This is a genomic window from Cytobacillus sp. QJM3NY_8, from assembly GCF_056173585.1.
This window is the reverse complement of the sequence record NZ_CM149681.1, coordinates 2,058,095-2,082,003: the sequence shown is the minus strand read 5'-3', so window position 1 is coordinate 2,082,003 and position 23,909 is coordinate 2,058,095. Positions and strand designations below refer to the sequence as shown.

The window sequence follows — 23,909 nt, the reverse complement described above, 5'->3', positions numbered from 1 at the left end:
TAACATCATAACAAAAATCATATTCAAATACTAATTTTTACCGCTAATCACAGGCCTTTGCACCGTCCATTTGAAATGATAAAAAAAATGGTTGTATTTCTTTTTTTCCGTGTTAAAATCATATTGTTTGGAAAGAATTTACGTTTTTAAATAACTTAAACTTAAATAGATTTATAGATCTGCATCAAGAGGAGAAATGGCATATGACATGGGAAGTTTTAAGTATGATCGGCACTGTTGCTTTCGCTGTCAGCGGTGCAATTGTGGCGATGGAAGAAGAATATGATATTTTAGGTGTATATATCCTTGGGATTGTCACCGCTTTTGGCGGCGGAGCGATCCGAAACCTGCTAATCGGTGTTCCTGTCTCTGCCCTTTGGGAACAGGGTTTATTTTTTCAGATTGCCCTTTTATCCATCACAGCAGTAATGCTGTTCCCGAACAACCTGCTCAAACACTGGCAAAGATGGGGCAATTTCACTGACGCAATCGGGTTATCCGCCTTTGCCATCCAAGGAGCACTGTACGCAACGGAAATGAACCATCCTTTAAGCGCCGTAATTGTGGCTGCTGTATTGACTGGAAGCGGAGGGGGCATCATCCGTGACCTTCTTGCAAGAAGAAAACCGCTTGTATTGCGGTCTGAAATCTATGCGGTCTGGGCTATCCTTTGCGGTTTTGGAGTCGGACTCGGAATCGCCTCAGCACCATTTGAACTTTACACTTTGTTCATTATTATTACAGCTTTACGGGTTTTATCTTACACATATAATTGGAAGCTTCCGGTTAAGAGGCTGGGAACAAGTAAAAGCATCGGCTAGCCGATGCTTTTTTTAATATTTATAGGGTTGTTAAAAACATTGATATAGCAGGGAAATAAGTAATAATAAATAAATCAAAAACCATTACAGCAATAAAAGGAATTACAGCCTTTATTAATTTATCATAGGAAACTTCAGCTATTCCCTTCACTATAAACAAATCCAATCCAACTGGAGGTGTAATTAAACCGATTGATAAGTTAACAACCATGATTAATCCAAAGAAAACCGGGTCAATGCCTGCTCCGAGAGCAATCGGGAGAAGCAATGGCGTTAGGATTGTAATCGCTGCTGATGCGTTCAGGAAGCACCCTGCAATAAAGAAAATAATATTGAAGATAAATAGTATCAAATATTTATTTTCTGTTGCGTTCATGACAAGCTGTGCAAGCTGCTGCGGAATTTGTTCAGCCGTTAATAACCATCCGAATAAATTTGCCCCGGCTATAATAAAGACAACCATCGCAGACATTTTTCCTGCGTTTATAAACGCTTCGGGTATATCCTTCCAATCCATATCTTTATAAACAAACTTATTAATGATAAAAGCATATGCAGCTGCTACTGCACCGGCTTCAGTAGGAGTAAAGATCCCTCCCCTGATGCCAAAAATAATGATTAACGGCAAGAGCAAAGCCAATATCCCTTCATATAAAGTTTTCCGGAATGTTGTGAATTCGAATGTCCTTTTTTCTTCAGAATAATTGTTTTTCCTTGTTAACCAGTAATTTAACATCATTAAAGACAAGCCTATTAATATCCCGGGTATGATGCCTGCTGTGAACAGGTCTCCTATGGATACTCCTGCGGTTACACCGTATACAATCATGGGAATGGATGGAGGTATAACCACAGCTATTGTTCCTGCACTTGCAACAGTGGCAGCTGCAAACCCTTTATCATATCCCTTTGACTCCATCATCGGTATCATCATTTTACCTACAGCAGCTGTATCTGCAGCACCTGAACCGGATATCCCTGCAAAAAACATACTTGTTAAGGTTGAAACCTGTGCAAGACCTGCCCTTACCCAGCCCACAGCAGCAAAAGCAAATGCTGCTATTCTTTTCCCCATGCTTCCTGACATCATAAATTCCCCTGTAAGCATGAAGAATGGAATTGCCAGCAGCGGAAAGGAATCAACTGATGTAATCAAACGCTGTGGAACCACTTCAAGAGGAATATAATATATGCTTGATATAAATCCGGAAATGGAAGCTATAATTAAAGATATTGCAATTGGCACACCCAGAATCATTAATAAAAACAATACAGCCAATACTATTATTGCTACCGTCATCAATTTCCCTCCCTTTCAACTAACCCATATTTGTATTTTGGGATTCTGCTTGAACGACCACTCTTTCATCTCTTTTTGCAGTGCGGAGCTCCAAAATATTGACCGATGAGTGAACAAAACAGACAATTGAACTGACTAGGACTGCTCCGTAAATAAAAGTCATATTCAGCCCAAGCGAAGGAGAAATCTGCTGAATGGAGAACTTCAATATTCTTGATCCATAAATAATGAGAAACAGAAAAAGTGCACTGTTAATACATTCAACCAGCAGCATTACTTTACTTTTCCATTTTTCAGATAAATAATGATGGAGAATTTCTACTTGTGCATGCCCTTTGCTTTTATATACGATTCCGATTCCTAAGAACACGATCCATACAAACATGTACCTGATAAGTTCTTCAATCCAGGTTAAGTTGAAAATACTGAAATCTGCAAAAGGGAGTATACTTTTTGCAAACGCACTTTGCAGGACGTATCTTGAAAATACCTGATACACTGTGGAGATAAAGGCAATGACAAAAAACAAGATAACAATTTTTTTCGATATCTTATCCGCTTTGTCACTCAATTTCCTGAAAAATTCACTCATTTTTCTACACCCCCGCCATTTATTTTAAGCTTTCTATCTTATCAAACAGTTCCTTTCCTATCGTTTCTTCATATTCCTCATAAACCGGCTTTACTGCTTCTCTAAATGAATCCAAATCTGGATTTTCTTCAATTTCCATCTCCGTCTTTTTAAGGTCCTCCAACAGTTTTTTCTCATCCTCCATTGCTACTTTGCGTTCATAATCAACTGCTTCTGCAGAGGCTTCAGATACTGCCTTTTGCAGTTCTTCAGGCAATGTGTCGAATGTTGTTTTACTCATAAGAAAAACAGCAGCATCATAGTTATGGGCAGTTAATGTCAAATAGCTCTGCACCTCTTGAAATTTATTTAAATAGATTTGCGCAAGGGGATTTTCCTGGCCGTCGACCACTTTCTGTTCCAAAGCAGTATATAGTTCACCGAATGGAACAGGAACAGGAGTTGAGCCAAGAGCTTTAATGAATGAGATGTATGGAGGTGACTCCTGGACCCTCAATTTTAATTTCGCTGCATCGGCACTTGTCTTAATGGGTTTCTTATTATTCGTCATATGCCTCCAGCCGTTCTCCATATAGCCGAGGTTGATAAGGCCCCTGTTCTCTAAATCAGAAGCAATCTCTTTGCCGATCTCCCCATCCAGGACCCGAAAAGCATGCTCCCGGCTTTCAAATAAATATGGAAGGTTAAGCAAATTAAATTTAGGGGCGAAATTGGTTACTGGTGCTACTGAGCCAATATGAAAATGGATGGAGCCAATTTGCGCTCCTTCTATTTGGTCTCTTCCATTTCCTAATTGGCTGCTTGGAAATATATCGATTCTTATCCTCCCGTTAGATTTTTCTTCCACCAGTTCTTTAAACTTCAATGCCCCTTTGTGGTAAGGGTGAGTTTCCGTTTGAAGATGGCCCAGTCTCAAAACATATTCTGCATCCCGCTCTTTGCCATTAACATTGCTGGAGCAGCCGCTCACAAATATTAACAATAGGATTGATAAGATAGACAGGTATACTCTCATATAATTCGCCTCCCGCACTATATTGTAAGCCCTTACAAATACATGATTGAAAAACTGCTATTATCCTCAGATTTACCGCCGCCAGGTCTACACAAATAAGTTGTTAATATTGTTAATTGATTAGACTAAATTGATTTTCACTTAAAATTCCTCCTTTTTATTCACTAGCCTGCTGATCTATTAAAATCTTTATGGACTGACTTTTCTTAAAGGAGAATACTTAAGTTATGGTACAGTCACCCAACCACTATCCATATTCTATTTATAATTTTCTAAAAAATCAATACTTTCTAAATTTTTTTGTTTAATTTTTATATTTTTCTTGATAACTCTTTTTAAAAATGCTTAAATGAGATTATATTGGTTGGGTCTCCTGACCATTGGACCAATTTTGCGGAAAAGGAGGCAGAAGATTGAGCAATGCTGGAGCAACAAAACTGCATAAAGCAAAAACAGTTCCCCTTCACACAAGAAAAAAAATTAAAACCCTAAAGTTGCAAAAGGGCTGGCTAAAAGGAGTCCTGCTAACTTTAATACTTGCTGTATTAGCTGGTTCCATAGCGAAATTGCCTGTTTTTTCAGTAATGGGAATTATGATTGTTTCCATACTGCTTGGCATGAGCTGGAAAGGAATAATGGATGTACCAGCCGATGCATCTGCAGGGATCACATTCAGCAGCAAGACTCTTCTTCGTGCGGGTATTATTCTGATGGGATTAAGACTGAATGTTGAACAAATCTTTGCCGCTGGTTTCTCTCTTATTATTGTCGATATCCTTGTAATCGCTTTCACTCTTGTCCTTATGATGTATATCGGAAAACTTCTCTCGATCGACCGCCATTTATCAGCACTGATTGCCGTTGGAACAGCAATATGCGGGGCTGCTGCCATAGTTGCTGTTGCCCCCCTGATCCGGGCTAAAAATGAGTTTACTGCTATCTCCGTAGCTTTTATTGCCATTATGGGTACTATTGTGACAATCATTTATACTTTTTTGTTCCCCGTACTGGGCCTGAGCCCTTATGATTATGGAGTTTTAACAGGGGCAACCTTGCATGAGCTTGCGCATGTCATTGCAGCTTCTGCTCCAGGAGGAGATGTGAGCAGTGATACTGCCATTCTGGTAAAACTGGGACGTGTAGCATTATTAATTCCTGCAGCGATTATACTTGGAGTGATATTTAATAAGAACAGCTTAAAGAAACAAAAAACAAGATTCAGAGATTTGCCGGTCCCCTGGTTCATCTTCGGCTTTCTGATTATGTGCCTGGTTAATACGGCTGGCATATTATCTGATAGAATGACCCAAATGCTGATCGCACTAAGTATCTTCTTATTATCCATGGCCATGGCAGGCTTAGGTTTAGGAGTTAATTATACTGAATTTAAAAAGTTAAACAGCAAGGTGATTTTTACTGGAACTTTCGGAGCTGCCGCCTTAGCAGCCTTGGGATTTTTAATCGTTTATTTCATTTAAAGCTGCCTATGAAGGCAGCTCTATTTACCTTTTTGAGAAAATTAAGATAGCGGTGTTGATTACTTGACCCGTTAATGATTTAATAAAATAGGTTGGGCCATTGAACCATTTTTCCTATATAAAAAGCCCATCAGTAAATTTGCTTGGAGGGGTATATTTGGACATTAATAGAAAAGGAATTTCGGAGCAGGTAGCCGATAGTATAAAGAAAAAGATCCACAATGGCGAATACAGAGCAGGTGAAAAAATCCCCGGCGAAAGAGAAATGGGGATGGAGCTTTCTGTCAGCAGAAATACAGTAAGGGAAGCCTATAAAATACTCGAAGCATATGGTTATTTAACCGCCAAACATGGAACAGGGGTCTTCGTCGCTTCTCCTGAGCAGCAGATACAAAAAATGACTGAAGCTTTTTTTGTATCCTCTGATCAATTTAAGGATTTCTTCTCCGTCAGAAAAATTCTTGAGGAATGGACAGTAAAATGGTCCATAGAGAATTCAAGCCCGGATCTTATTCAGCAATTAGATCAAATCCTAAAGGAAGCAAACGAAATTGTAAGCGGTGACCAGGATTTTGACCGTCTGGCTGAGTTGGACCATAAATTTCATATGACGCTTGCTGATCATTCAAATAATGTGGTTCTAGTAAGGATTATGCACTTTTTAATCGATCTTCTGTCAGAGTCACGTACAAAATCAATTAACATTCCGGGCCGTGCTTTAAAATCTGTCCAGGAGCACGAAAGGATTCTTGAGGCAATAAAACAGAACAACATTGAGTTGGCTCAGGAACGTATGATTGACCATATTGAAAGTGTAGAATGTTCGATTTCTCAAAATACATTATCCAGCTAAAAAAAGCTGTTATGGTGTTTATATGCCTCATCCAATTGGATGGGTCAATAATCACCATACAGCTTTTATTAAAGAGAAAGGCTTTTACTGGAATGATCAAGTGACCTTGCCTCAGGAAACGGGATATTGAACTTCTCCCCCAAATCTTTTAATTCCTGTTCAACATTGCCTGATAATTCAATACCTGTTAATAGCCTGCTGGCACTTTCTCTTTTTCTTCTTTCTCCCGGATAGCGTATTTCACTTACATCTGGTTTCTTAGGAACTTCTTTCATTTCCTGCAGCAGATTTTGTATAGAGGTAAAGAACAGTGTTAAATCCATAAATTTTTTAATATCTAATAACAAAAAGAAGTGTCCAACATTCGCATTCTCTGTTTCATTGTCATCATAAAGATTTTTCACATGGGGGCCAAATGCTGCTCCTGAAAGTACACCAGTTAATATCTCAACAGCAAGCGCGAGTGCAGCCCCTTTTGCTCCTCCAAGCGGTAATACAGACCCTCTTAAGGCAGCCGCCGGATCCTTGGTGGAATTCCCATCTTCATCAATTGCCCAGTCACCCGGTATTTCATTCCCCTGCTTTGCGGCCAATATGATTTTCCCTCTGGCCACTATACTGGTTGATAAATCAATAATTACAGGCTGATCGTTGCCAGTTGGAAAGCCAAAGGCGATTGGGTTGGTGCCAAAGAAAGCTTCCTTCCCTCCCCAGGGTGCAATCCCTGGCGGGGAATTAGTAAAGCCTATACATGCGAGATTCTGCTCGCATGCCATTTGGCAAAAATACGCAGCAGTCCCAAAATGATTGCTATTACGAATTGCGATTGCTGCTGTGCCATTTTCTTTTGCAGCTTCCATGCCTTCTCTAATTGCCTTCCAGCTGACTACATGGCCCAGGCCATTATCGCCATCAATCTGGAGCACGGATGGGGCTTTTTTTGTTACTTTTATATCCGGATTTACATTTATTCTTTTATCCATAAATCGTTTGGCATAAATGGGAAGTCTACTGATCCCGTGGCTATCCGTGCCTTCTAGGTTTGCTTTTACCAGTGAATCCGCGACAACTTCCGAATAATCTTTGGGCATTCCCATTTTTTCAAGAACTTTTTCACAGAATTCCTTTAGATCCGACTCATTATATGTGTTCATGTCTAAACTCCTTTTTTTGTACTCTCTTTAAAAAAGGATTCTCCCTGCTCAAAAATGTGCAGGGAGAAATTGAATCAGGCGCTTCGGTATAGTTTTGTCATGACAAATTCACGATGTCCCAAAGCTTCAGCACTGGTCAAGCGGCCATTTACCGTGCGGCAAATAACTTCCATTAATTTGTCGCCTGCTTCTTCCAGGGAAATCTGACGGGACAATAATCCCTGTACATCTACATCAATATGCTCGCTCATTGTTCCTGCAGTTATGGGATTTGCGGTAATTTTCACAACAGGCTCAATTGGATTTCCGATAATGTTCCCCTGCCCTGTTGGGAAAAGATGGAGTACTGCTCCGCCAGCTGCCATTAACGTAATGCATTCTGCGGCTGCAGAAGAAGTATCCATAAAATACAATCCATTGCCATTATCTGGATTTTCTGCCGGATCAAGGACCCCAATTACTTCCTTTGTACCTGTTTTGGCGATATTACCAAGAGCCTTTTCTTCTATAGTTGATAGGCCTCCTGCAATATTTCCCTGTGTTGGCTGTGAACCTAGCAAATCTACTCCTTTGGATTCGATTTCGCCAACATAATCTTCATAAATAGCCATAAACTTTTCATGAAGTTCAGGAGTTGCCATTCTTTGTGCGATTAGATGCTCCCCACCAGTCAATTCAGATGTTTCCCCAAAGAATACCGTCGCACCGGCATCAACCAGGCGGTCAACTGCCTGAGATACTGTTGGGCATGATCCCAGTCCTGTAGTCGTATCCGATTCCCCGCACTTAATGCTGATCGTTAAATCTTTTAGTTCAATCGGTTCTCTCTGCAGTTCAGATGCCCATTGAACATACTCTTTTGCTTTCCATGATGCTTGACGGATGGTTTCAAAGTCGCCATTTCCCTCGATAGAAAAATAGGATACAGGTTTGCCAGTTTCTGCAATACCTTCCGCGATCTTCTTGGACCAGTTTTCTTCAATGCCGATGACAATAACCGCTGCAACATTTGGATTTGAGCCGGTTCCTATCATTGTTCTGAAATGAAGATCAAGGTCCGGTCCATACTGGAGTCTTCCATATGCGTGTGGAAGTGCCATCGTTCCTTGAACTTGTCTTGCAACAGCCTCACAGGCAGCATTTGAGATATCATCAACAGGCAAAATGATGACATGATTGCGTATTCCAACTTTTCCATTTTCTCTGCGGTAACCCATTAGTGTATTATTCATTTCTACCACCTCGCCGTTTTAATATTATGAGTATGGACATAATCTCCTACAGCCCATTCTGTTGTAGTTAAGCCAATTTGAATTCCGTATTTTAAGACTGGCTGATTACTCTTTAAGTCTACTAATGAAATTTTATGCCCTAAAGGAATATCCCCGCGAGACTTTACAGACACCTCAGAATTATCATCCATAAAGATTCCGATAACCTGTTCTCCTTCTTTTATTGGACTAGTCGCTACCCCTACATGATCTCCCTTATGATGAATTAAAAACTTATGTGTGCTAACCTCTTTAGACTCAGGAGAATGCGTGTCTGCCAGAGTTGTAGATTGACTGTTATTACTCATTCAATTGCCTCCTTTTGTATTTGGTTGGGTGACCCAACCACTATTTATAGGTTAATTAAACCACTCCCAAATGTTAAAGTCAATTATTTATTTAAATTTTCGGAAACTTTTTTAAATTACACATAATGACGGCTGATTTTTCATAACCTTTGCTACTTCCTTTGCCACCAATAAGGAAGTTCTAATTTGTGATTCTTCAGTTAAACCAGCAATGTGCGGAGTAATAACAGCATTCGAGCATGTCAATAGTTTGTTCGACGGAAGGATTGGTTCTGTCTCAAGCACATCCAGAAACGCTCCTGCAATCGCACCATTGGTTAAAGCAGCTGCAAGATCACGTTCATTTATAATACCGCCTCGGGAGGTATTAATAATATAGGAAGAAACCTTCATTGAATGAAGTTCTGACTCGGAGATTAAATACTTGGTTGAAGGTGTAAGCGGAACATGCAATGAAATAAAATCAGATTCAGCAAGCAGATCTGCTAATGATTCTATTATTTGAACCCCTGTTTCAGAAACAATGTGATCATAATCCGCAATAAAGGGATCATAACCAGCCACTTTCATTCCAAACGATATTGCTCTTTTAGCAACGCGATGAGAGATTTCCCCTAATCCTATAAGGCCCAGCGTTTTACCCGCAAGTTCCATGCCGGTGTATGTTTTTCTATCCCAATTGCCGTTCCTGACATCATAATCAGCAAGATGAAGAGGCCGGGAAACACTTAACATGGCCATCATCACATACTCGGCCACCGAAGTAGCATTGGCATTTTTAGCATAAACCACTGGGATTCCCATTTTCTTTGCTGATGCTGTGTCTATATTATCAAGTCCAACTCCAAGCCTGCCTATAACCTTTAATTGAGGACCAGCTGCCATTAATTCCTGATCTGCAATTGTTTGATTTCTTACAATTAAACCATCGTAATTGCTGATTTTTCTTAATAATTCTTCACGTTTACTCCACAGATTCTCGTCATAATCCACTTGGAAGCCATTGTTTATTAACTCTTCAATTCCTTCTTTCCAGATTAATTCAGTAATTAGGATTTTCATTTTCTCAAGCTCCTTCCAGAATAAATGGTTAGGTGACCCAACCACTATAATTATTAAAACACCCCCGGGAAGTTCGGTCAATGTTTTTAGAAAATTCTTTCTTTAAAATCAAAAACATCAGATTATCCTGATATATTTTTAAACTTATACATAGATATTTATTTGCCGGTTTAAGCTGTTTGTTTGCAAGTTCATGCACTTTCTTTGCAAAATTTCCTATTAGTTTGCGAATACAGCTGCTTTTTTTGCTAGTATGCAATTTTATTTGCAGAGTTCACAATTCAAAAAAAAAAGACCTGCTCAATCCACGAGCAGACCCCCTTTATATTATTGCTTCACATTCGCCATAATCGTATTTGGATCAAAGCCAATGACCCAATTGCCATTCAGTGGTTGCAACCAGTTTTTGTGCCTCTCGCTGGTCATTCTGCACATTAACCTCTTTATACTCCAGCCCTTTCTCATCCAGAAAATTCTTCACCATCGTACAGTAAGGACATGTATTGGTCGTATAAACCGTAATATTATTCATTTTATATTCCTCCTTCAGTAAAAAGACAATGCCAATGTTCTTTGACACTGTCTTTTTTATTACAATATCAATATCCCCTTAATCGGCTTCTTCAAACAACAAATCATTGCTTCTGATGGTCATCAGATCATGTTTGTCATAGCTGTTTTGCATTAATAGGCGCATGGCCTGTGCCCGGATTGATTTTTCAATGATATTCCGGATATAGCGCCCATTCGAAAAACTGTTTGGACTGAGATTATTTTTCACAAAGTGTAAGTGCTCTCTCAGCTTCTTTTCAGATTCGTGGCTTAATGTATATTCCCGTTCCTTCAGCATCCGCTCGCCGATTTCCATCAGCTGCTCAATCGAGTAGTCAGGGAAGTCAACAACCAGGGGGAACCGGGAATGAAGACCAGGATTCAGCGTCAGGAAGTGATTCATTTCTCTTGAGTAGCCCGCCAGTATCAGAATAAATTCATGCTGGCGGTCTTCCATATGCTTTACGAGAGTGTCAATGGCTTCCTTGCCAAAGTCCTTTTCTCCGCCTCTTCCTAAAGAGTATGCTTCATCGATGAACAGGATCCCGCCTATCGCTTTTTTCACCAGATCCCTTGTCTTCTGGGCAGTATGACCAATATATTCACCGACAAGATCAGCCCGCTCAGCTTCAATCAAATGGCCTTTTGACAGGACATTCATTTTTTGAAAAAGCTTACCTATTAATCGGGCAACCGTTGTTTTACCGGTGCCGGGATTGCCTTTGAACATCATATGCAATGCCTGCTTTCCAGCTTTGAGACCGGCTTCCTCCCGCTTTTTATTCACATAAATCCACGCATAGATCTCCTTGATCATTTTCTTCATCTCTTCCATTCCCACAAGAGCGCCAAGTTCTTCTTCAATTTCTTTCAGAGCTGTATGCTCAGGCGGAATGGCTTTTGGAGCCGCTTGGGATTCGGGAAGCTCTTTTGTGTATGTTTTTCTCTTTTGTGAATTGAGCACGATGCTGATCTGTCCGTTATTCTTCAGGCGAATCGGCTGGTCCAAAAGCTATCACCTCACATTCTTAGCACAGTATACGCATAGAAGTAATCGTTGTGACAAAAGCCTATATGCATCCGCGAGTTTACGGTTATTAGGCTAAAATCCGACATATTCCCGCGCATTTCTGCAATCACTGATGCAGGAGTGTCGGTTCATGCGGTTTCCCGAGAAATAAGGTGAAATTTTCACCTGTTCGGGCTGTCCTCCGCTTTAAGATGCTGCTGATACCTGGGAGCATACTGCCTGTTCATGGGAAGCAAGCCCTGCAGTCAGGCTCCCTCATATCTACAATAAATTCTCATATCTATATGTATTCAGCCAACCTCCATTTCATTAAAAATATTTGTGCTGTCTTTGCATATGAAAATAGCCCGCTTCAATCAAAGCGGGCTTTTCTTGTGCATGTGCAACTTTTATATTATTGCTGGTTTTCCATATCCAGCTGAACATTGCGCTGTGGAACGAAGGTAGAAATGGCATGCTTATAAACGAGCTGCTGCTTGCCTTCTGACTCGAATAATACCGTGAAATTATCAAAGCCTTTGATTTGGCCTCTAATTTGGAATCCATTTAACAAAAATACAGTACAATTAATATTATCCTTGCGTAGCTGATTAAGAACCTGATCCTGAATATTGATTGCTGATTTCATTATAATCCTCCTCTTTTATCTCTATCATTATGTATTCGATTTTATTTTCAGCTTTCCTTCAATATGAGCAGAAATTTCAGCGAATTTTTTTTCAAACTCATGAGGGTCGGCTGTATCGGACATATCAAACCATTCCACATTCATCTTGTTTCGAAACCATGTTAGCTGCCTTTTTGCATATCTTCTTGAATTTTGCTTCAGATTTCCTACGGCATCCTCCAGTGATACACGTCCATTAAAGTATTCATACAGTTCTTTATATCCGATGGCCTGTATGGACTGGCAATCCTTTAATCCCAGATCATACAGGGCTCTCACCTCTTCAAGCAAGCCTTCCTTCATCATGATCTCAACCCGGAGATTGATGCGTTCATATAAGGTATCCCGGTCCATGGTCAACCCAATCAGCGCCGTATCATAAAGAAGTGCTGGATCCTGATTCTCCTGATACTGAGACATCGTTTTCCCTGTGCAATGGTAAATTTCCAATGCCCTGACCACTCTTCGAATGTTATTGGGGTGAATTTTTTCCGCACTTTCAGGGTCTATGGCCAAAAGCTCCTTGAAAAGGGCATCGTTCCCTTCCCTTTCGGCGCGTTCCTCCAAAGTTTTTCTGAATTCTTCATCTGAAGGGGCATCAGAAAATTGGTAATCATAAATAACGGATTGAATATATAATCCAGTGCCTCCAACGATCATTGGAAGTTTGCCTCTTGAAGTGATCTCTGTGATTTTGCTGCGGACCAGTTCCTGAAATTCAGCTGCCGAAAAGGGATCTTCAGGATTTTTGAAGTCAATTAGATGATGCGGAATTCCTTCCATTTCTTCTTCTTTAATTTTCGCCGTGCCGATATCCATGCTTTTATATATTTGCATAGAATCTCCGCTGATGATCTCGGCATTAAATCTTTTCGCCAGAAGAATGCTTAATTTTGTTTTTCCAACAGCTGTAGGGCCAATCAGCACTGCAAGCTTTTCTTTTTCACTCATCTGTTCACTGCCTTTACTGCCATTCTAATTATTATCCTACCATATAGCAGGAAAATTTTTCAGGTATCATCTTACCATTCTTTTTATAAAAACAGAACATTTATGCATTATGAACAAGTTTCACCTATCCTATTCGACAAGTTTCCTAAAATTTTCTTATAAAATTACATTTTATTAACGATTCCATAACAAACAAAGGGTAACCCCCAAAATCATGTTAATTTATTAGAAGGTTATATTGTTACAATATAAATTTGAAATTGGGTGAAGAATTCATGTTAAATACATCTGAAATTGGAATTGACTTAGGAACTGCTAATATCCTTGTATACAGCAAAACAAAAGGCATCATCCTTAATGAACCTTCTGTAGTAGCAATTGATACAGAAACGAAAAAAGTGTTAGCTGTTGGTAAAGAAGCAAAGGAAATGATCGGGAAAACACCAGGCCGCATCGTTGCCATCCGTCCGCTCAAAGACGGGGTTATTGCCGATTATGACACCACTACTGAAATGCTTCGCCAGGTTATGCGAAAAGCATCGAAAAAAGTAGGATTTGCAATCAGAAAGCCGAATGTCGTTGTTTGTACGCCATCTGGTTCGACAAGTGTTGAAAGAAGAGCCATCCATGATGCTGTCCGCAATGCGGGAGCGAAGAAAGTACATCTGATCGAAGAGCCTGTAGCAGCAGCAATTGGTTCAGGCATGCCTGTCGATGAGCCTGTTGCGAACGTGGTTGTTGACATTGGCGGCGGCTCAACAGAAGTAGCCATCATCTCTTTCGGCGGAGTGGTAGCCTGCAATTCCATCCGGATTGGCGGCGACAGACTTGACGATGATATTATTCAATATGTACGTAAAGAATACAACGTTCTGATCGGAGAGAGAACAGCCGAACATATTAAAATGGAAATCGGCTACGCGCTGGTTGACCATGAAGAACTGACAATGGAAGTGCGCGGCCGCGACCTTGTTACCGGCCTGCCTAAGACGATTACTCTAACTTCCTATGAAATCCGTGATGCAATCAAAGAATCATTGCTTCACATTCTTGAAGCAATCCGCGCAACATTAGAAGACAGCCCGGCTGAACTCAGCGGAGACATCGTAGACCGCGGTGTGATCCTTTCCGGCGGCGGTGCCCTTTTAAACGGCATGCAGGAATGGCTTTCACAGGAAATTGTAGTCCCTGTACATCTTGCACCAAGCCCGCTTGAATCTGTAGCGGTTGGAACAGGAAAAGCCCTGCAATTTATTGATAAGCTGCATACGGCAGTGAGATAAGCTATAAGAAAAGCATCCATTCCGCGAAATGGATGCTTTTTTGTTTTGTATATTGACCTTTTGAGCGAAATAAAGTTTTTATGAGCGAAAAAAGAAAAAATTATGGACCAAACACCATCTAGTTTACATAATATAATTATCGTCGTCTATGTATAAAAAAACGCCGAACCACTCTGAACTATACCCTAGATAGTGGACACTGATAAAAAAGTGCCCCTTTCTGGGGTTTTTTGTGTTTCAATAGTTTTAATGAATAAGGCGGAGGATTTTTTATGAGTAAGAATATCTATAATGAATTCCAAATGAAAGAGCTTGAAAAGAATCCTAATGTTTTGAGGGCTTCTGAGAGGTCAATCTCCTATAGTTCTGAATTTAAGATAAAAGCAGTGGCGGAGTACAAAAGTGGGAAAACACCATCGCAAATCTTTATTGAACAAGGCTTTGATCTCGAGATGATTGGCAAGGAACAGCCAAAACGTTGTCTTAAGCGTTGGAGAGAAACATTCGAAAGGTTCGGGGAGGAAGGTTTCCTTACGGAACGTCGAGGTAAAGGGAGCACTGGACGTCCTTCTTCTAAACAACTTTCCATTGAGGAGAAACTAAGGAAGGCTGAGGCAAGGATTAAATTCCTTGAGGCAGAGAATGACTTCTTAAAAAAGCTGGAAGAACTAGAAAGGCAGGCGTTGATGAAGAAACGATTCTAACGGCAGCTGAGAAGTTTTCTTTAATTGAGAAAACCATCAGAACATATCAGTTGAAAAAATCTGTTTCCTACCTGTGTGAACTGGCAGGCGTAAGTCGAAGTGGCTACTATGATTGGCTGAAGGCAGCACAATTACGGGCACAACGTGACGAGAAGGATCAATTGGATATAGAGTTAATTCGAGAAATATTCATAAGTAAAAAAGAAAAAGTAGGTGTCCTCCAGATCAAAATGATTATGGAGAATGATTATTCATCGGTAATGAACCACAAAAAGATTAGGCGTCTGATGGCAAAATATAATCTTGTAACAAAAGTAAGGAAAGCCAATCCTTATCGTAAAATGGCTAAGGCAACCCATGAGCATCGATCTTGTCCCAACCTCCTTAACCGAGAATTTAATCAAGAAGAACCAGGAAAAGTCCTGCTTACTGACATTACTTATCTCTATTTCGGAAAGGGACAAAAAGCATACTTATCCTGCGTAAAAGATGGAGCTACCAAAGAAATTGTCGCTTATCATCTATCCACTTCGTTAGAAATGGATATTGTATATAAGACGCTTAAAAAGTTAAAACAAGCTGTTGGCGATCATTTTCATCCAGAAGCCATACTGCACTCTGACCAAGGTTTCCACTATACCCATCCCCAATTCCAAAGCAAAGTAAAAGAACTTGGCTTAATACAATCGATGTCCCGAAAGGGAAACTGTTGGGATAACGCACCAATGGAAAGTTTCTTTGGGCACTTTAAGGATTTAGCAGAGTATAAATCATTAGATAATTTAGGAGATGTTAGAAAAGAAGTGGATCGAGTGATTGAGGAATATAACCAGCATCGTTATCAATGGGGCTTAAATAAAATGACCCCGGAGCAATACCGGGGCCATTTACTAGCCGCATAGGCGCTTTTTAAACTGTCCGTAAATCGGGGCACAGTTCACTCTGGTTCAGCGTCGTTCTTTTCTACATTACCCTCTTAAACATTTTCTCCATCTCATAAGTGGAGTAATCAGACTATATAATAGAAGAAAATAAAAGAAATCAAACATTGATATATTGATATTTTTACATTCTATTCGATATATAAAGAAGTGAAAATATGGGCAAAGATGGGCAAAAAGTGGGTAGAGTTAAATCAGACTTTCCAATACCCTATTGCTTCCGGCTGGGATCGAACCACCGACCTCTCCCTGTCAAAGTGGCAAACAGTCACGGAAGCAATAAAGTTATTAAGAAAATCCTTACATATTAAGGCTTCAGCAGGAATGAAGTATGTTCTTGTAGGTTTAAAACGGAAAGTTGTTGACCGTTTTCGTAAACAATTCGTCTAAAACCCCATAATTTAGACCTCTCTTGCAAATCCTGAATAATACATAATTACAGTTGCCTAATAAAGATGTTCTAATGGTAAAGTTAATTAATGACATAGACTGCCTCCTAAGCTGTAGGTCGTGAGTTCGAATCTCGCCTGGGACGCTACAAAAGAAAAGCGCTAAACCCTTTTACATCAAGGGTTTAGCGCTTTTTATTTTATTCAAATTGTTTATTCCAAACCTTAGAATTCTAAGTTTGGGGTCGGTTTGGGGTCGGTTTGGGGTCGGAAAGAATTTTTTTCCTAATTAACTGCTCCAGGGCGCTTAATTTCTACAGTTATATTTGGCTTTATTTTTAGTGCAGAATACTTCTCACTTAATTCTCCATTGCTTAAATGAGAATATTTCCTTAAACTTTTTATTTTTCTTCCAATTCCTATTGGATCTGTTTCTAAGATTTTTAATTCCTCAAGAATTTTCTCGAATTCATTATTAAGTTCTTCACCAATCAAGCGCTCTAATTTTCTTGTTGATTCTTTATCAATTATGGAAGCGGATGGCTGAGTTTCTAATATTGAAACTGAAATAGACGCGTTTAAGTTTACTATTTCATTATTAACTACCTCAATTTTCCCGCGATAATTGATAGGGTGTAAGGTAATTTTATACTTTTCATTTTCTGCATTCTCAGAGATAAGTACTCCTGTTTTCTCTAATTTATCAGAAGGTATCGTTAAGGTTAAATCCCCTAAGAAAGCATTTTTGTTAGTGAATAATTTTATGTAGAAGGTTTTAATTAAAGAAATAGAACCAACCATTTTATCATCCCTGAATAATGCTACTGCTTCTATAAAAGGTGCTTCACCTTTAATATTTTTTATAATAGGTAGCGTAGGATCAATGCCACTCTCATATAATGCGGAAATAAAGTCATGCAAGTTAGAGTTTATTAACATTTCTTTTTTCTCATGTTTGTCCAGTAACTGATACATATAGGAACCCATTTCCGGAAACTCTTCATATTCTTTACTATTTATCGTTTCCTCCGATTTGTCTGTGATCGCTAAGAATATAAGGGGATTTATGCTGGTGTCTCTTAGCATTGTATCAAGAAATGAAAATATCCCTTCCTCTGCCATTTGTTTATCAAATAAGATGGTTCTTAATTGTCCAGAGGAAATGTCATGACTTGTTTGCTGCTCCAGCCTTTGTCGAATTTCTTTACTGGTAGAACCCTCAGCAGAAATGGTAGTACTTGTCTTTCCCTGTGAAGGGTCAAATTGCAAAAGACTTATTGTGCCTTTGTAAGTCTCATCCTCAAGTAAGTCAAAACCAAGAATTGTTGAAATACCCTGCATCTCGATTATTTTGCTTGGGGGCACACATGAAGTACAGATAAGGGTACAAACCAAAATAAAGAATCTTAATTTCATTATTTCAACTCCCCTTATGAACGACCAACGATTTTTGATTTAATGGTAATGATGCCATATAAAACTACAGGGTATACAAACCATAAAAAAAATCCAATTTGAGCAACTTTATCTATAAAATAATCATTATCAACTCTTTTGGTGATAAAAAAACTGCAGATAAAAATGATAATTGAAATTATCCATATTCCATATTTCTGCTTTATGCGAAAAATCTGTTTAACACCATTAGAAGATAAAAATAACGATATACACAAGTTAGGAAAAATTACGATTATCCATATTGGAACTACTATAAATTCAAAGCGCTCAATAAACGGAAAACGCATAGTACTGATAATGCTGACAAATGGCCAGATATTTACCTCTAATTCTTTTGAGCTAAAAAACAATATAGAGAAAATGGTAATGATTAAAACAAGAAATGTTGTAAACCATATTGCCAGTTGACTGTATAAGTGGACTTTATTTTTCTCCTTGAAAAATGGAAAAAGAAAAAGTAACGCCTCGAAGCCTAACATTGTATAGGTACTTTTGTAGACTCCATTCATAATTTCAGTCGGACTAGTCGATAAAATGGGTAATATTCTATCGAGATTTAAACTTTGAAGAGGTTGATACAATACGAATAACATCCATATGACAATAATAAAAGATAAAAAACAAATACCAGCAACAACTCTGAATCCCCCAGACACACCATAAATTGTTATCAAAACTAATGACAGGACACCGACCCATTCATAGAGACCTTCATAACCCCAAGTAAGTGATAGTTCAACATAACTTATGGTGATTGAATAATAAACTGCCATAAAGTAAACGACAATTACGACATTAATAATGCTGCCAAAAATACGTCCAAATAAATTTTCATGTATTTCAAATAGCGTACGATTTTCATTCTGTTTAAGTATGGATATCATTATCCAAGTTATAAAGCTAATTGCTATACCAGACAGTAAAACCGAAATCCAAGCATCTTTCTTAGATTCTAAGTAAACGATCCTTGGAGCACCAAGGATACCCATACCAAATTGAGATGTGTGTATAATAAAAAAGGCCATAAAGGCATTGACAATGGCATTTGACTTCATTTTCCACCTCAAATTTCATGTGAATATGAACTTTTTATTACCTCTCCCTTATTCGAATTGTATCTTTTGTGCGATTGACTACAGGGCGTTTGGTATAAGAATGGTGGGGGAGCCGAAATAGAAAGTATTTTAAATCCTCCTTTCTGAACGGATATAATGGCGCAAGATAGGGCTTATTTAAAGACGTAAGCTTTAACAAATGAACCATTAGTATACAAACACTAATCATAATCCCATTCAAACCCCATAAACCAGCTAAAATAATACATGGAAATCTTGCTATTCGAATAGCAGTACCCATTTCATAAATAGGAGCCAGAAAAGCCCCTAGTGCACTGAAGGCAACAATAATAATTAAAATATTACTTGTTAAACCTGCCTCAACTGTAGCTTGGCCTACAACAATTCCTCCAACAATCCCCATTGTTTGACCTACTTTAGAAGGGAGTCGTGCACCAGCTTCTCTAAGTAATTCAATTAATAATTCAAGTAAAAGAGCTTCTATTAAAGGTGGAAAAGGAACTTGTGAGCGCGATTGTCCTATTATAATCAACAATTTAGAAGGTATCAGTTCAAAATGATAGGTCATTGTAGCTACATAGAATGCAGTTAAAAATAAAGATACTATCATAGCAAAAATTCGAGTAAATCGTATAAATGTACTTAGCGACCATCTTAAATAGATATCTTCTGTTGATTCAAAGAACGAAAAAAAGTTAGCTGGCCCAATAATAGCTACTGGACTGCCATCCATAAATACACCAATTCGTCCGTTCAAAATCGAGTAAATAAATCGATCGGGTAATTCTGTTAATAGAAGCTGCGGAAAAAATGTGTAGTGATCGTCTTCTAGGCATTGCGCTAAAACTGAACTGTCATTAATATTATCAGGTTTTATTTTTTCTAATCTTTCTTTAAAGTTATTTAGTGTTTCATCATTTGCAATATCTTTTATATATACGATTCTTACTTCCTTCTTAACACGTTCCCCAATCGTTAAGCTATCAGTACACAAATTATAATCATTAAGGTTTTGCCTGATAATCTTGATATTTGATGACAATGACTCTGTAAAGGATATCTTAGGTCCATATACTAATGATTCTGTTTCTGCCTTCTCAATGGATCTTTCAAGAGTATTATTGCAATTAACTATAAAACCTTTTTTCTCATTCAAGAAATAAATATAAGAGAACCCTTTTAAAAGAGATGAGATAAATTCATTCCCTTTAATTTCAGTTTTTATTTCCTCAATTGGTATGTTATTAACCAAATAAGTGTAATTTAAGTGTTTTTCTGGAATTGTTTGCATGTATTTAATAACATATTCATTTAGGACTTCCTGATTAATTAAATTCTTCATAAAAACGATATGAATAGTTTGCCTTCCCAATTCCATTTTTCTACACATCAAATCTGGCGAGTCATTAAGTACGGTTCTTATTTCCTGATAATCTAGGAAGACATTTTTGCTTTTCATTTGTGACCTACCCTTTAATCATTTCTTTTAGTTTTTGTTTCAGGGAAGAATTTATACGCAGTAGTAGAAAACTCGAGTTAAAATATTGAAATTATTTGAAATTTTTCACAAATTAGACACAAGGACTTTCCTTATACCTAGCCAATTATTGTCAGGGGAGGGATAAAATTGAAAGTTCAAAAAGCATTAATCCTCATTGCCATGTCGTATTTAAAACAGGTGTTGATGTTGTGATGGACGGTACCTTTAAAGGAATTATACATGCAGATTGTAACTATCTGCCGCAAGGTGAGATTGAAGATAGAGGGAAATTTGAGGCTGTTGTCATGAGGAACCAAAAGTGGTATAGCCAATTTAAACATGTTATAATGCACTGAAATTAACGCCCCTCTCAATTGAGAAGGGCTTTTATATTTATACTTCTTTTGCTAATTCACTTCTATTTGGAGCAAGTGGCGGCTGTTCTAACCAATTATTCTTAACCATAAGATCAAACCATTTCTTTGTAACCATAAGATTTTTGAGAATTGTGGCTTCATAAGTAGTTACAAGGTCTGTTCGCATAGCCGAAGCTAGTCCTGCCCCATGGTAGTTTTGAGAAGCTTGATATAGGAATCCTATGTGATACAGCATTAGCTTATCGGAGAAAGGAGAATCCGTTGAAGTTGTCACTTCTGTTTCCCAAGATTTCGGAACGGGTAAATTATCTCCTTGCATGATCTTTGAAAATGTTTTTATTTGGGCATCAGCTGTTTTCTCTGAATCGGTTAAAAACTTCCTAACATCTTTCGATTGAGCAACTTGACTGAAAGCGATAGAAAGGGTTTTAGCCATAATGCTTTTTTTAAGATTTAATGAAATGCTAATGATTTCTGTAGAGGCTAATTTTCTGCCCTTTCCGAAATATCCATCAGTAAAATCTTGGCTTGTTACATATTCAGGGTTTTTAGCAGGATAAAACAAAGGATCTCTTTGGAAGTTTCCTTTCTCAAGCAATAACTCAATTGTTCGATGATACATTATTTTTGCATCGGTATCACAAGAATCATAAAAGTCCCTTAAGTCTTTTCTAACGGAAACACCTAATGCAGTGCTGTGTCCTAGCAATCCATGTAACGTCATGATATGTAAATAATTCAAGCAAAAAATATCCGTGAACAATCTTTGTTTGCCTTTATAGAGGTCAGATTCAGTAAATCCTATTGGAATTGGGAACCCCTCTTTCTCCAAAAAGGTTACGACTTGATTCTTCTGTTTTTCAAATGTATTAATAGCATCCTCAAAAATGTTTTTTATTGTTTCATCGTCAATAATAGTGACCATATATCGATTTACCACGTCTACCAATGTACCATTCATATATTCTCCCCATAGTGTACCTATCTCGGAAGATGTGAGTTTTAATTTATTCTCTTCCACAAAATCACCTCATGTATCAAATACTTATCCTATTCATTCCTTTTTTGAGTTTCATAAATGCACTTTACCATCTGCATGGTTTTAAGACCTAAAACTGTAATAATGATGGTATATATTGTTGTTAAAATTATCGCAGAATATCCTAAATATGTAATGTTGCCTGTTGTTTTAGAAAATCTCAAAAGTCTCACTTCCTTTGAATGAACTTGTATAATATTGTTCCCAATCTAAAAGCTTCAATGTATTGTGAATACACTTTGTAAAAATTTTCATTTGATTAAGAGGCCCCTCTCGATTGAGAAGGGCCTTTAATATTGATTGCCCAAAAGCGAACTATCGTTTCCCCGGTCTTCTCTTTCTATCAAGGTCAAGAACCAGACAATGAATCCAAACCATATAATTGAAGCTACCACAGCAACTCCGCTCTCCCCCAATGAGATCAAATACCACACCAATACGCCGAAAAATGTTGTTACTGCCAGGCATGCAACTGTATACAGAAGATTTAACATCTCCCGTGCCTCCTTTATAAACAACTAATACGCTAAAAATAACACAAAGGGCTCTTGAATTATTAAGATGTTCCAAAGTGGCACATTTTTATATTCCTAAATAAAATAAACCCTGGACTATACATCCAAGGCTCATCTTTCCACTTACTTTTAAGATATCTTGCACCAAGTATTCTTGTCTGCAATTCCATCAATAGCTAAACCACAACGGGCATGATATTCCGTAACCTCTCTCGATTGAAAAGGGTTTGTTTATTATTTAACACGTATGCGCTGACCAACATAGATAGTATAGTCTGCATCAAGGTTATTCCAATCCCTAATCTGCTGGATATTACTACCGTAAGTTCTACTTAGAGAATATACTGTATCTCCAGAAACAACAGTATGGTAAACTGCTGAGTTCTTCTTAGGAAGATTAAAGCTCTTAACAATTCCATTCACATGGCCACGTGCAAGATTCTCAATAAAGGTGCTTGATTTTAAATTGTCAGCATCATTGGCATTATCGATAAAGCCATTTTCAGTTAATAAAGCTGGCATATTGGTTTCCCTTAGGACATGGAAGTTTGCCTGCTTTTTACCGCGATCATAAAAATCAACCAGCTTCATTACCTCTGCATGAATGTTATTTTGATAAGTGGTTGTTGGAGCCCCGACTCCTGGATAAACATAATCTTCATATCCTGTTCCCCCACCAGCATTAATATGAACTGACAAGAAGAAATCAGCTCCCCATGCATTGGCAGCATTTGTACGCTCAGATAAAGATACTGTTTGATCTCCAGTTCGGCTCATACGGATGGAAATATTATCATATTCAAGGGTTAGAATATCTTTTATACGTGTAGCGATTTGAAGTGTTAAATTCTTTTCCTGAAGACCATTTCCTACTGCACCTGGATCAGTGCCGCCGTGACCTGGATCAATAAAAAGTTTTACCATATTTAAATCACCTCTAATAATATTTTTATTCACAAATCTATTAACTACTTGTACTGCTGTCCTTTACTCACATGACCCTCACCCCCTTTAAGGAATAAGAAAAGCCACCCAAAAGGGCACCTTATTTAGGCCATTGATAATGTTTTGCTTGTTGACTATCCTCTATTCCTTTTGTTGTAGGATCATTTAAAGCATTCCACACACTCACCACTATCAGCAGTAAAACATATGGATTAGAATAAGCTCCGACCAGCAAATTAAAAACAGAACCCCAAGTAGTGAGGTCCTGTGCAGTCAAACCATAGTATCCTAGTATTGGTGCAAAAAAAGCTAGAAATAATTGTGCAAGAAACACAGGATTTTTTAAGCGTACCTTCCAATTTATCAATTTATTGTCCTCCTCTTAAAACGTTATAAAAAATAGCGATTGCTCCCCCGATAATACCGGTGCAAATCGCTGTAATAATAGCTCCTGTAATTGTTCTTTTGATCCATGTTGTATTTTCATCAATTTTATTGAGCTTTTCATTTATGGAAGTAATCTGCTGATCATGCCGATCTGTTACTCTTTCCAATTTGTTAACACGGAGCTCAATATCCTTTATATCACCCTTCAATTCAGCAAGTTCTTGATTATATGTGTTTACTTGTATCGCCTCTTGTGTCACA

At 38.2% G+C, this 23,909-nt stretch carries 24 protein-coding genes and 1 pseudogene; 6 read left to right on the top strand and 19 right to left on the bottom strand.

From position 1 onward, the window contains the following. Positions 1 to 203: 203 nt before the first annotated feature. Positions 204 to 821 (top strand): trimeric intracellular cation channel family protein, encoded by a 618-nt coding sequence (locus AC0VZ9_RS10840; protein WP_009330572.1) that lies wholly within the window; start codon positions 204 to 206, stop codon positions 819 to 821. Positions 822 to 840: 19 nt separating this feature from the next. Here the strand turns inward: AC0VZ9_RS10840 and AC0VZ9_RS10835 are convergent, their stop codons facing one another. The 3 genes from AC0VZ9_RS10835 to AC0VZ9_RS10825 are packed head-to-tail and all read right to left on the bottom strand — an operon-like array spanning position 841 to position 3,728. Further along, the gene (locus AC0VZ9_RS10835) at positions 841 to 2,121 is read right to left on the bottom strand and encodes a TRAP transporter large permease (protein ID WP_009330573.1); all 1,281 of its coding nucleotides are present in this window, start codon (positions 2,119 to 2,121) and stop codon (positions 841 to 843) included. Between the two features lie 19 nt (positions 2,122 to 2,140). Continuing rightward, positions 2,141 to 2,713, bottom strand: coding sequence for a TRAP transporter small permease (locus AC0VZ9_RS10830; protein ID WP_009330574.1), 573 nt, complete (start codon positions 2,711 to 2,713; stop codon positions 2,141 to 2,143). A 19-nt stretch (positions 2,714 to 2,732) separates the two neighbouring features. Continuing rightward, a complete protein-coding gene (locus tag AC0VZ9_RS10825) occupies positions 2,733 to 3,728 on the bottom strand; it encodes a TRAP transporter substrate-binding protein (RefSeq protein ID WP_475397341.1) in 996 nt (331 codons plus the stop codon). Positions 3,729 to 4,141: 413 nt separating this feature from the next. On the opposite strand from AC0VZ9_RS10825, the gene AC0VZ9_RS10820 reads away from it, so the two are divergent. Beyond that, complete coding sequence (locus tag AC0VZ9_RS10820; protein WP_475397340.1) at positions 4,142 to 5,206, top strand: YeiH family protein; 1,065 nt, start codon at positions 4,142 to 4,144, stop codon at positions 5,204 to 5,206. Positions 5,207 to 5,363: 157 nt separating this feature from the next. Beyond that, a complete protein-coding gene (locus AC0VZ9_RS10815; protein WP_009330577.1) occupies positions 5,364 to 6,059 on the top strand; it encodes a FadR/GntR family transcriptional regulator in 696 nt (231 codons plus the stop codon). A gap of 68 nt (positions 6,060 to 6,127) precedes the next feature. On the opposite strand, the gene AC0VZ9_RS10810 is transcribed toward AC0VZ9_RS10815, so the two are convergent. The 8 genes and pseudogenes from AC0VZ9_RS10810 to miaA form a co-directional block, all read right to left on the bottom strand. After that, entirely contained in the window at positions 6,128 to 7,213 is a 1,086-nt protein-coding gene (locus AC0VZ9_RS10810; protein ID WP_252246244.1) for an Ldh family oxidoreductase, read from the bottom strand. 74 nt (positions 7,214 to 7,287) lie between these two features. After that, a complete protein-coding gene (locus tag AC0VZ9_RS10805) occupies positions 7,288 to 8,445 on the bottom strand; it encodes a UxaA family hydrolase (protein WP_009330580.1) in 1,158 nt (385 codons plus the stop codon). A gap of 2 nt (positions 8,446 to 8,447) precedes the next feature. Further along, on the bottom strand, positions 8,448 to 8,792 hold the full coding sequence (locus AC0VZ9_RS10800; protein ID WP_019381820.1) for a UxaA family hydrolase: 345 nt from the start codon (positions 8,790 to 8,792) through the stop codon (positions 8,448 to 8,450). A 111-nt stretch (positions 8,793 to 8,903) separates the two neighbouring features. After that, entirely contained in the window at positions 8,904 to 9,854 is a 951-nt protein-coding gene (locus AC0VZ9_RS10795) for a hydroxyacid dehydrogenase (protein WP_475397339.1), read from the bottom strand. Positions 9,855 to 10,181: 327 nt separating this feature from the next. Further along, positions 10,182 to 10,386 (bottom strand): annotated as a pseudogene (locus AC0VZ9_RS10790) (glutaredoxin family protein). 78 nt (positions 10,387 to 10,464) lie between these two features. Then, on the bottom strand, positions 10,465 to 11,415 hold the full coding sequence (gene spoVK / locus AC0VZ9_RS10785) for a stage V sporulation protein K (RefSeq protein ID WP_009330584.1): 951 nt from the start codon (positions 11,413 to 11,415) through the stop codon (positions 10,465 to 10,467). Positions 11,416 to 11,830: 415 nt separating this feature from the next. After that, a complete protein-coding gene (hfq, locus tag AC0VZ9_RS10780) occupies positions 11,831 to 12,064 on the bottom strand; it encodes an RNA chaperone Hfq (protein ID WP_009330585.1) in 234 nt (77 codons plus the stop codon). A gap of 27 nt (positions 12,065 to 12,091) precedes the next feature. Continuing rightward, entirely contained in the window at positions 12,092 to 13,054 is a 963-nt protein-coding gene (miaA, locus tag AC0VZ9_RS10775) for a tRNA (adenosine(37)-N6)-dimethylallyltransferase MiaA (protein WP_475397338.1), read from the bottom strand. A 275-nt stretch (positions 13,055 to 13,329) separates the two neighbouring features. Between miaA and mreBH the strand changes: the two genes are divergently transcribed. The 3 genes from mreBH to AC0VZ9_RS10760 all read left to right on the top strand — a co-directional run bounded on the left by mreBH (position 13,330) and on the right by AC0VZ9_RS10760 (position 16,372). Beyond that, positions 13,330 to 14,337: a rod-share determining protein MreBH gene (gene mreBH, locus AC0VZ9_RS10770; protein WP_009330587.1), complete on the top strand. Its 1,008-nt coding sequence runs from the start codon at positions 13,330 to 13,332 to the stop codon at positions 14,335 to 14,337. Positions 14,338 to 14,609: 272 nt separating this feature from the next. After that, positions 14,610 to 15,943, top strand: a protein-coding gene (locus tag AC0VZ9_RS10765) for an IS3 family transposase (RefSeq protein WP_099049178.1) whose coding sequence is annotated in 2 segments (ribosomal slippage) — positions 14,610 to 14,982 and positions 14,982 to 15,943 — 1,335 coding nt in all. Because the reading frame shifts where the segments join, the coding sequence is not laid out codon by codon here. A gap of 207 nt (positions 15,944 to 16,150) precedes the next feature. After that, the gene (locus AC0VZ9_RS10760; RefSeq protein WP_386849834.1) at positions 16,151 to 16,372 is read left to right on the top strand and encodes a hypothetical protein; all 222 of its coding nucleotides are present in this window, start codon (positions 16,151 to 16,153) and stop codon (positions 16,370 to 16,372) included. Positions 16,373 to 16,656: 284 nt separating this feature from the next. On the opposite strand, the gene AC0VZ9_RS10755 is transcribed toward AC0VZ9_RS10760, so the two are convergent. From AC0VZ9_RS10755 to AC0VZ9_RS10720, 8 genes are all read right to left on the bottom strand, one after another. Then, positions 16,657 to 17,787: a Ger(x)C family spore germination protein gene (locus tag AC0VZ9_RS10755; RefSeq protein WP_386849833.1), complete on the bottom strand. Its 1,131-nt coding sequence runs from the start codon at positions 17,785 to 17,787 to the stop codon at positions 16,657 to 16,659. A gap of 14 nt (positions 17,788 to 17,801) precedes the next feature. Next, the gene (locus tag AC0VZ9_RS10750; RefSeq protein WP_386849832.1) at positions 17,802 to 18,884 is read right to left on the bottom strand and encodes a GerAB/ArcD/ProY family transporter; all 1,083 of its coding nucleotides are present in this window, start codon (positions 18,882 to 18,884) and stop codon (positions 17,802 to 17,804) included. Positions 18,885 to 18,921: 37 nt separating this feature from the next. Then, positions 18,922 to 20,364 (bottom strand): spore germination protein, encoded by a 1,443-nt coding sequence (locus AC0VZ9_RS10745; protein ID WP_386849831.1) that lies wholly within the window; start codon positions 20,362 to 20,364, stop codon positions 18,922 to 18,924. A gap of 414 nt (positions 20,365 to 20,778) precedes the next feature. Next, positions 20,779 to 21,783 (bottom strand): DUF3231 family protein, encoded by a 1,005-nt coding sequence (locus AC0VZ9_RS10740; RefSeq protein ID WP_475397337.1) that lies wholly within the window; start codon positions 21,781 to 21,783, stop codon positions 20,779 to 20,781. A 308-nt stretch (positions 21,784 to 22,091) separates the two neighbouring features. Further along, positions 22,092 to 22,295 (bottom strand): hypothetical protein, encoded by a 204-nt coding sequence (locus tag AC0VZ9_RS10735; protein WP_386849830.1) that lies wholly within the window; start codon positions 22,293 to 22,295, stop codon positions 22,092 to 22,094. A 255-nt stretch (positions 22,296 to 22,550) separates the two neighbouring features. Next, the gene (locus AC0VZ9_RS10730; RefSeq protein WP_386849851.1) at positions 22,551 to 23,240 is read right to left on the bottom strand and encodes an N-acetylmuramoyl-L-alanine amidase; all 690 of its coding nucleotides are present in this window, start codon (positions 23,238 to 23,240) and stop codon (positions 22,551 to 22,553) included. Between the two features lie 121 nt (positions 23,241 to 23,361). Then, complete coding sequence (locus AC0VZ9_RS10725; RefSeq protein WP_386849829.1) at positions 23,362 to 23,628, bottom strand: phage holin; 267 nt, start codon at positions 23,626 to 23,628, stop codon at positions 23,362 to 23,364. A 1-nt stretch (position 23,629) separates the two neighbouring features. Further along, entirely contained in the window at positions 23,630 to 23,908 is a 279-nt protein-coding gene (locus AC0VZ9_RS10720; RefSeq protein WP_386849828.1) for a hemolysin XhlA family protein, read from the bottom strand. Position 23,909 lies beyond the last annotated feature (1 nt).

Bases quoted from the DNA above. Each gene is read 5' to 3' on its own strand.
- AC0VZ9_RS10840 (WP_009330572.1), top strand. From the start codon at position 204: ATGACATGGGAAGTTTTAAGTATGATCGGCACTGTTGCTTTCGCTGTC.
- AC0VZ9_RS10835 (WP_009330573.1), bottom strand. From the start codon at position 2,121: ATGACGGTAGCAATAATAGTATTGGCTGTATTGTTTTTATTAATGATT.
- AC0VZ9_RS10830 (WP_009330574.1), bottom strand. From the start codon at position 2,713: ATGAGTGAATTTTTCAGGAAATTGAGTGACAAAGCGGATAAGATATCG.
- AC0VZ9_RS10825 (WP_475397341.1), bottom strand. From the start codon at position 3,728: ATGAGAGTATACCTGTCTATCTTATCAATCCTATTGTTAATATTTGTG.
- AC0VZ9_RS10810 (WP_252246244.1), bottom strand. From the start codon at position 7,213: ATGAACACATATAATGAGTCGGATCTAAAGGAATTCTGTGAAAAAGTT.
- AC0VZ9_RS10805 (WP_009330580.1), bottom strand. From the start codon at position 8,445: ATGAATAATACACTAATGGGTTACCGCAGAGAAAATGGAAAAGTTGGA.
- AC0VZ9_RS10800 (WP_019381820.1), bottom strand. From the start codon at position 8,792: ATGAGTAATAACAGTCAATCTACAACTCTGGCAGACACGCATTCTCCT.
- AC0VZ9_RS10795 (WP_475397339.1), bottom strand. From the start codon at position 9,854: ATGAAAATCCTAATTACTGAATTAATCTGGAAAGAAGGAATTGAAGAG.
- hfq (WP_009330585.1), bottom strand. From the start codon at position 12,064: ATGAAATCAGCAATCAATATTCAGGATCAGGTTCTTAATCAGCTACGC.
- miaA (WP_475397338.1), bottom strand. From the start codon at position 13,054: ATGAGTGAAAAAGAAAAGCTTGCAGTGCTGATTGGCCCTACAGCTGTT.
- mreBH (WP_009330587.1), top strand. From the start codon at position 13,330: ATGTTAAATACATCTGAAATTGGAATTGACTTAGGAACTGCTAATATC.
- AC0VZ9_RS10760 (WP_386849834.1), top strand. From the start codon at position 16,151: ATGGGCAAAAAGTGGGTAGAGTTAAATCAGACTTTCCAATACCCTATT.
- AC0VZ9_RS10755 (WP_386849833.1), bottom strand. From the start codon at position 17,787: ATGAAATTAAGATTCTTTATTTTGGTTTGTACCCTTATCTGTACTTCA.
- AC0VZ9_RS10750 (WP_386849832.1), bottom strand. From the start codon at position 18,884: ATGAAGTCAAATGCCATTGTCAATGCCTTTATGGCCTTTTTTATTATA.
- AC0VZ9_RS10745 (WP_386849831.1), bottom strand. From the start codon at position 20,364: ATGAAAAGCAAAAATGTCTTCCTAGATTATCAGGAAATAAGAACCGTA.
- AC0VZ9_RS10735 (WP_386849830.1), bottom strand. From the start codon at position 22,295: ATGTTAAATCTTCTGTATACAGTTGCATGCCTGGCAGTAACAACATTT.
- AC0VZ9_RS10730 (WP_386849851.1), bottom strand. From the start codon at position 23,240: ATGGTAAAACTTTTTATTGATCCAGGTCACGGCGGCACTGATCCAGGT.